Annotated in this window: 7 protein-coding genes; 3 read left to right on the top strand and 4 right to left on the bottom strand. The window is 70.8% G+C overall.

All coding sequences use genetic code 11. The features are described 5' to 3' along the window. Window positions 1-137: 137 nt before the first annotated feature. Complete coding sequence (locus tag J2Z30_RS46020) at window positions 138-767, bottom strand: TetR/AcrR family transcriptional regulator (protein ID WP_044581823.1); 630 nt, start codon at window positions 765-767, stop codon at window positions 138-140. A 96-nt stretch (window positions 768-863) separates the two neighbouring features. Between J2Z30_RS46020 and J2Z30_RS46015 the strand changes: the two genes are divergently transcribed. Next, window positions 864-1,613, top strand: a complete 750-nt coding sequence (locus tag J2Z30_RS46015) for an SDR family NAD(P)-dependent oxidoreductase (protein WP_044573965.1) — start codon at window positions 864-866, stop codon at window positions 1,611-1,613. A 63-nt stretch (window positions 1,614-1,676) separates the two neighbouring features. Here J2Z30_RS46015 and J2Z30_RS46010 read toward each other — a convergent pair whose 3' ends face one another. From J2Z30_RS46010 to J2Z30_RS46000, 3 genes are all read right to left on the bottom strand, one after another. Continuing rightward, entirely contained in the window at window positions 1,677-2,573 is an 897-nt protein-coding gene (locus J2Z30_RS46010; RefSeq protein WP_044573968.1) for an RNA polymerase sigma-70 factor, read from the bottom strand. 87 nt (window positions 2,574-2,660) lie between these two features. Further along, window positions 2,661-3,869 carry an NAD(P)/FAD-dependent oxidoreductase gene (locus J2Z30_RS46005; RefSeq protein ID WP_044573971.1) on the bottom strand — a complete coding sequence of 403 codons (1,209 nt, stop codon included), beginning with the start codon at window positions 3,867-3,869 and terminating at the stop codon, window positions 2,661-2,663. Between the two features lie 146 nt (window positions 3,870-4,015). After that, window positions 4,016-4,747, bottom strand: coding sequence for a FadR/GntR family transcriptional regulator (locus J2Z30_RS46000; protein WP_044573975.1), 732 nt, complete (start codon window positions 4,745-4,747; stop codon window positions 4,016-4,018). Between the two features lie 133 nt (window positions 4,748-4,880). Between J2Z30_RS46000 and J2Z30_RS45995 the strand changes: the two genes are divergently transcribed. Continuing rightward, window positions 4,881-5,393, top strand: coding sequence for a gluconokinase (locus J2Z30_RS45995; RefSeq protein WP_044573978.1), 513 nt, complete (start codon window positions 4,881-4,883; stop codon window positions 5,391-5,393). 20 nt (window positions 5,394-5,413) lie between these two features. Beyond that, window positions 5,414-6,811, top strand: a complete 1,398-nt coding sequence (locus J2Z30_RS45990) for a GntT/GntP/DsdX family permease (RefSeq protein WP_044573981.1) — start codon at window positions 5,414-5,416, stop codon at window positions 6,809-6,811. Window positions 6,812-6,841 lie beyond the last annotated feature (30 nt).

Raw genomic sequence — 6,841 nt, 5'->3', positions numbered from 1 at the left:
ACATCGCCCGCGACCTCACGATCTGGATGGCCGCCCGCGACTTCCCCGGACGGCCAACCAGGCAGGTCAGCGAGTTCTAAAACACGGCCTAGGGGTGTCCTGGAGGGGGGATCAGCCCGCCGCAGGGTCCGCGGACTTCACGATCCGTTGGACACCCCCTGCGCGGGCGGCCAGTTGCGCAGCGCCACGTCGGCCACCTGCCGCAGCTCGTCCTGCGTGGCGCCGCTGGCCGCCTGGACGGCCATGCCGTTCGCCACGGTCATGAGGTAGCGGGCGAGCACTCCGGGGTCGGTGTCCGGTGGCAGGTCGCCTTCGTCCACGGCCCGCCGGAACCGGTCGCGGAGGCGGGCCGTGCCCTCGTTGCGCCAGGCGATGAGGGCGTCGCGGGCGCTGCGTCCGGGGTCGCCGGCGGCGAGGGAGCCCTGGACGCCGAGGCATCCGGCGGGGCAGCCGGGGCGGGTGTTGGCCCGGACGGAGCCGTGGAGGAACGCGGTGGCCACCTGCCGGGCGGTCGGTTCCCGCATGGCCCGGTCCGCGTACGCGGCGGGGCCTTCGGAGTAGCGCTCCAGGGCCTTGCGGAACAGGTCCTCCTTGTTGCCGAAGGCCGCGTACATGCTGGTGCGGGTGATGCCCATGGCGCTGGTCAGGTCGGTGAGGCTGGCGCCTTCGTAGCCCTGCTCCCAGAAGACCCGCATGGCGCGCTCGAGGGCCTCGTCGGCGTCGAACCCCCTCGGTCGGCCGATCGGTGCCTGCTGCCGCGTCTTCATGCCGTCGAGCATACCTCTTCAGTACCGATCGGTTCAGAAGTGCGCTACGCTCGCCTTCAGTACCGAACGGTACCGAAGTTTTGGGAGGTCATTGGCATGGGACAGCTTGAGGGCAAGACCGCCGTCATCACCGGCGGCGGCACCGGGATCGGCCTGGCCACCGCCGTACGGCTGGCGGCCGAGGGCGCGCACGTGTTCACCAGCGGCAGGCGGAAGGCCGAGCTGGACGCGGCCGTCGAGGCCATCGGCCCGGCGGGGGCCACCGCGGTGGCGGGTGACGTCACCGACCTGGCCGACCTGGACCGGCTCTACGACGCGGTCCGCGCCCGGGGCCGGGGCCTGGACGTGGTCTTCGCGAACGCGGCGACCGCCGCCTTCGCCACACTGGAGGAGGTCACCGAGGAGCACCTCGACCGGACCCTCGCCGTCAATGTGCGGGGCACGGTGTTCACCGTGCAGAAGTCACTGCCGCTGCTCAACGACGGCGCCTCGGTGATCCTGAACGCCTCCACCGCCGCCGACAACGGCACGGAGGCGTTCGGCGCGTACGCGGCGTCCAAGGCCGCGATCCGGTCCTTCGCTCGGACCTGGGCCAACGAGCTCAAGGGCCGCGGCATCCGGGTCAACGCGATCTCGCCGGGCCCGATCGACACTCCGGGAATCACGGACCTCTTCGGCGAGGAGAAGGCGGCCGACGCCAGGGCGCACCTCACCACGACCACCGCGATCGGCCGGATGGGACGCCCCGAGGAGGTCGCCGGGCTGGTGGCGTTCCTCGCCTCCGAGCAGAGCGGCTTCATCCTCGGCGCCAACTTCTACGTCGACGGAGGTGAGAACCAGATCTGACCCGGGCGCACCGGCCGCCACCGCCGGCGCTCACCCGCGCGGCCCCGGCGCAGTGGGGGGCCGTCAGCGGGAGGTGAGGGGGGTCTCGGACTCGACGCGGGTGAGCTTTTCGGGGTTGCGGACGTAGTAGAGGCCGGTGACGCGGGCGTTCTCCACGCGGAAGGCCAGCACGCCGTCGACCACGCCGTCCAGGCGCAGGACGAGTCCGGGGTTGCCGTTGACCGCCGTGAGCTCACCGGTGAGGATGCCGCCGGCCTTGTCGATACTGCCGGCCATGTAACGGAGCACCTTGTCGGCGCCGACGACCGGCTGGAGGGCCGCCAGCCTGAGGCCGCCGCCGTCGCTGACGAAGACAACGTCCGGGGCGAGTACGTCGAGCAGGCCCCGCAGGTCGCCGGTCGCGAGCGCGCGCCGGAACGAATGCAACGCTGCCCGGGTTTCTTCCGGGGAAGCCGGTGTGCGCGGCCGGCGGGCCTCGACATGCCGACGGGCGCGGTAGGAGATCTGGCGTGCGGCGGCGGGGCTCTTGTCGATCGCGGCCGCGATGTCGTCGTAGCCGATGTCGAAGACCTCGCGCAGCACGAAGACGGCGCGTTCGGTCGGTGAGAGGGTTTCGAGGATGAACATGAGTGCCAGCGAAAGGTTCTCGGACAGTTCGACGTCCTCGGCCACGTCCGGCGCGGTGAGCAGGGGCTCGGGCAGCCACGGGCCGACGTAGGCCTCCTTGCGCCGTTTGAGGGTGCGCAGCCGGTTGAGCGCTTGCCGGGTCGTGATCCGTACCAGGTAGGCGCGCTGGTCCCGCACCTGCGCCAGGTCCACCCTGACCCACCGCAGCCAGGCCTCCTGGAGGACGTCCTCGGCGTCCGCCGCCGATCCGAGCATCTCGTAGGCGACGGTGAACAGCAGGTCGCGGTGGGCGACGAAGACCTCGGTCGCGGGGTCGGAGACGTGGTCGTCCATGTCGTGCGCTTCACTCTCTCGCGGTCGGCCCCATGTGCCGGAAGCAGGCCGTGGAAATGTACTCGGCTCAAGAAGGGGACTTGGTCCCTAGGCTGCGCCTCGGCTGTCGGACGGCGTCGTGCGGTGTTCCGGCCGGGGCGTTTCCAGGCGGTCGGTGCGGTCGGTGCGGTCGCCGTGGGATGCGCGGGAACTGGCCTTGCGTGCCCCGGACACCAGCTTGTTGAGGGTGAACCGGCAGGCGATCTCCTTGACGCCGGCACCGGTCCGCCCGCTGATGCGGCCCGCGTTCACCTTGTCGTTCGGGTAGGAGAACTGGGTGACGCCCTCGTTTCGGCCGAGGCTGAGGCACTGCCCGGCGAAGAACATCCGGACGGGAGCGGGTGTCTTCCCCGCGATCCGGCGCAGGACCGTGGCGGCGGCCGCCGGGCCCAGCTGCACGGCGGCCTGGCAGCTCATCCGGAACGGCCGGTCCGTCATCACCGCCGCGTCCCCAGCGGCGACGATGCGCATGTCGTCCACACTGGTCAGCGTGGCGTCGGTGACCAGGCGGCCTTCGGTGTCGGTGCGCAGCCCGCTGCGGGCGGCCAGGTCCGGGACACGGAATCCCGCCGTCCAGATCGTTACCGCGCTGGGCAGCTCCCGGCCGCCGTCGAGCCTTACGCCGTCGCATGTCACTTCCGTCACCTGCGCACCGGAACCTTCGAAAACGGTCACCCCCAGCTTGGCCAGCCGACGGGCGACCGGGCGGCGGACCCGGGCATGCAGGGAGGGGCCGAGCACCTCGCCGCAGACCAGGGTGACCTCGCGGCCCGCCTCCGCCAGTTCGGCGGCGGTCTCCAGGCCGGTCGGGCCGGCCCCGACCACGGTCACCGGAGCCGACGCGGGCGTCGCGGCCAGCGCCGACCGCAGTCGTTCCGCCCCCTCGAGGTCCGACACCCAATGAGCGAACTCCGCCGCTCCGGGTACGCCGGGATCGGCGGCGCCGCTGCCCACCGCGTAGACGAGGTGGTCGTATGAGACCGTGCCACCGCCCGCCAGCGACACCCGGCGCTCGGCAGCGTCGATCCGGGTCGCGGTGTCGACCACCAGCCGGACCTTCCCGCCCAGAACCTCACCGAAGTCCTCGACCGCGTCATCGGAGCCGGTCACGAGCTGGTGCAGGCGGATCCGCGAGACGAAGTGGGGACGCGGATTGACCAGGGTCACGGACACGCCATCGCGCCGAGCCAGGCTGTTGGCCGCCGTCACGCCCCCGTACCCGCCGCCGATCACGACCACCTCGACGTTCCCGTTCATGATGTCTCCCTCGCGTTATGGACTCGGCCTTGAGACACCAGCCGCGCATCCGGCATAACAGCCCACGGGTGAGACGTAGCGGACATCGGGTACTACGTGTGGCACGAGTTCGCGCGGAGGTGCTCCGGGTGCGGACCCCGCCGTCCTTACGGCGCCAGGATGTCCAGCTCCCGCAGCGCGCCCAGGGTGATCTCCTTCGTATAGCGCTCCGCCGCCTCGGCGTCGCCCGCGCGGACCGCTTCGGCCACCCGGACGTGGAGGGTGACCGCCTCCGGGTCGGGGTCGCTGAACATGACGCGGTGCTGGGTGCGGCCGGTGAGGACCTCGGCGACGACGTCGCCGAGGCGCGCGAACATCTCATTGCCCGAGGCGCGCAGGACCACGCGGTGGAAGGCCACATCGTGGACCAGGTACGCGGGGAGCTGCTGGCCGCGCGAGGTGGCCACCATGTTGAGCGCGTGCCCGGTGAGTTCGGCGCACTGCTCCGGCGTGGCGTGCTCGGCGGCCAGCCCGGCGGCGGCGGGCTCGATGGCCGAGCGCAGGGCGGTGAGGGAGCGGAGCTGGCGGGGGCGGTCGGGGCCGGCCAGGCGCCAGCGGATGACCTGGGGATCGAAGACGTCCCACTCCTCGGTGGGGCGCACGGTCACCCCGACCCGGCGGCGGGACTCCACCAGGTGCATGGACTCCAGGACCCGCACCGCCTCCCGGACGACCGTGCGGGAGACGTCGTAGCGCCGCTCCAGTTCGTCCGTGCGCAGCACCGTGCCGGGCGGGTAGTCGCCCGCCGTGATCGCGGGGCCGAGGGATTCCAGGACGCGGTCGTGCAGCCCTCGGGCCCTGGGCCTCTGACCACGGCCCTCGGGCCCCTGTTCGTCCATGCGCTCAGCCTACGCGGACACCCGTCCATCAAATAAGTATGACTTTTAAGTCACGGACTCTTGAATACGTCGTATCTGTGGGGTTGAGTGTCCGGCGGCGCCGAGGTCGAAGAAGACAGCGAGGTTTCACACAATGCACGCCCCCCAGGTAGTCGTGGTCATGGGAGTGTCCGGAACGGGCAAGACCACGATCGGCCCTCTGCTGGCGGAGGAGCTCGGTGTCCCGTACGCCGAGGCGGACGACTTCCACCCGCCGGCCAACATCGCCAAGATGTCGGCCGGGACCCCGCTGGACGACGACGACCGACGCCCCTGGCTGGACGCCATCGGTGCCTGGGCCCGGACCCACGCCGATGGCGGGGGAGTGGTGAGCTGCTCCGCGCTCAAGCGGATGTACCGCGACCGGCTGCGGTCCGCCGCCCCCGGCATCGTCTTCCTCCATCTGACCGGCGACCGCGAGGTGATCGCCGAGCGGATGAAGGAGCGCAAGGGCCACTTCTTCTCCGGGGACCTGCTCGATTCACAGCTCGCCACGCTCGAACCGCTCCAGCCGGACGAGTACGGCGTCGCCGTGGACGTCTCCCCCGAACCCGAGGTCATCACCGAGCGGGCCGCCGCCGAACTGCGGCGGCTCGAACATCAGTAACGCACGTTAGGAAACCCGCCGTGACCAGACTCAGCGCCGAGATGCTGGCAGCGGACACCGTCGACCCGATCACGTCGGCCGGTCACGCGCAGCTCGGCATAGCCGTCCTCGTCGGCATAGCCGTTCTCGTCCTGCTCATCACCCAGACCAAGCTGCACGCGTTTCTGTCGCTGACCATCGGCTCACTGGCGCTCGGCGCCGTCGCGGGAGCCCCGCTCGACAAGGTCATCACCAGCTTCTCGGCCGGTCTCGGGTCGACCGTCGCGGGCGTCGGCGTGCTGATCGCCCTCGGCGCGATCCTCGGCAAGCTGCTCGCCGACTCCGGCGGCGCCGACCAGATCGTCGACACGATCCTCGCCAGGGCGAACAACCGGACGATGCCCTGGGCGATGGTGCTCATCGCGGGGATCATCGGGCTGCCGCTCTTCTTCGAGGTCGGCATGGTGCTGATGATCCCGGTGGTGCTGCTGGTCGCCAAGCGCGGCAACTTCTCCCTGATGCGGATCGGCATCCCGGCACTCGCGGGCCTCTCCGTGATGCACGGCCTGGTGCCGCCGCACCCCGGCCCGCTCGCCGCGATCGACGCGGTCCACGCCGACCTGGGGATCACCCTGGCGCTCGGCGTCCTCATCGCCATCCCCACCGCGATCATCGCGGGCCCGGTCTTCTCGCGCGTCGCCGACCGCTGGGTCGACGTCACCCCGCCCGACCGGCTGATGCCCACGCGTCCGTCGGAGGAGCTGGAGCGGCGCCCCGGGTTCGGCGTCACCGTGTTCACCGTGCTGCTGCCGGTCGTGCTGATGCTGATCAAGGCACTGGTCGACATCGTCGTGGACGACCCGGAGGACGGGGTGCAGCGGGTCGCCGACGTCATCGGCAACCCCCTGATCGCGCTGCTGGCGGCGGTGATCGTGGGCATGTTCACCCTCGGCCGGCCGGCGGGCTTCACCCGCGACCGGATCTCCTCCACCGTCGAGCACTCGCTCGCCCCGATCGCCGGGATGCTGCTGATCGTCGCCGCGGGCGGCGGCTTCAAGCAGACGCTGATCGACATCGGCGTCGGCAAGATGATCATGGACATCTCGCAGGACTGGAACGTCTCCGCGCTGCTCCTCGCCTGGCTGATCGCGGTCGCCATCCGGCTCGCCACCGGTTCGGCGACGGTGGCCACGATCTCGGCCGCCGGGCTGATGACACCGCTCGCCGCCGATATGTCCAGCACGCATGTGGCGCTGCTGGTGCTGTCCATCGGAGCCGGGTCGCTCTTCTTCAGCCATGTCAACGACGCGGGATTCTGGCTGGTCAAGGAGTACTTCGGGATGAGCGTCGGGCAGACGGTGCGGACCTGGTCGGTGATGGAGACGATCATCTCCGTCGTCGGGCTCGTCTTCGTCCTGCTGCTGTCCCTGGTGATCTAGGAACTGGTGACTTGAGCACCGGAGAGGTAC

It is taken from the genome of Streptomyces iranensis, from assembly GCF_017874715.1.
GTDB classification, from domain to species: Bacteria; Actinomycetota; Actinomycetes; order Streptomycetales; family Streptomycetaceae; genus Streptomyces; species Streptomyces iranensis.
This window is presented reverse-complemented; position numbering and strand designations above follow the sequence as displayed.